Genomic DNA, 597 nt, shown 5'->3' with positions numbered 1-597 from the left:
TGCGTTCAATATCAACTTCACTAACAGGTAAAGACTTTGGAACACTTGCTTCAAAAGAACCCTGTGCAGGATTGAATTTACTTTTACCAATATCTAAAATACTTACACCTATTTTCCAATCATAGTTAGTATTGGTTATCGGTTCATCTTCATAAATATTAGGTTTTTTAAATAACCATTCTGCACCTATGGAAAAATTAAAAGTTGATAATGTATTCTTTAAAAAAGTTTTAATGCTGTTATTATTATTGCCGGCTAAATCATAATTATCAGAATAGGTTGCAGTAGCAGTGCCACCGTTTATAATTTGTATAAAATTTCCTGAAGCATCTGTTTGAGTTCCTGTTTTAGTTCCGCGAATTAATACAGAAACACCTTGCAAAGGGCTTCCCGCATCATCTGTAACCTTTCCTTTAATGGTTCTTGTGGTTTGTGCAAAGAGGGAAATAGTACACACCAAAAACGACAGGAAAGCAATCATTCTTTTCATACAGCAAGTAATTTATTTTGGTTGTTTTAAGGTTTTTTAACCTCTTGACTTTAAAATTCGATTAAAATCAGACTGCAAACTACCTAAGATTGATGCATACTACAGTT

General features: G+C 32.5%; 1 protein-coding gene. It reads right to left on the bottom strand.

Annotated elements, in window-relative coordinates; genetic code table 11:
- Positions 1 to 490 (bottom strand): carboxypeptidase-like regulatory domain-containing protein (locus tag E3E36_RS11255; RefSeq protein WP_167895513.1); only part of this gene is annotated, 490 nt, incomplete at its 3' end.
- Positions 491 to 597: the final 107 nt, after the last annotated feature.

The sequence above is a fragment of the Thermococcus sp. M36 genome (genome assembly GCF_012027355.1).
Classification (GTDB): domain Archaea; phylum Methanobacteriota_B; class Thermococci; order Thermococcales; family Thermococcaceae; genus Thermococcus.
The sequence above is the reverse complement of the archived record's forward strand: the minus strand, read 5'-3'. Positions and strand labels throughout refer to the sequence as shown.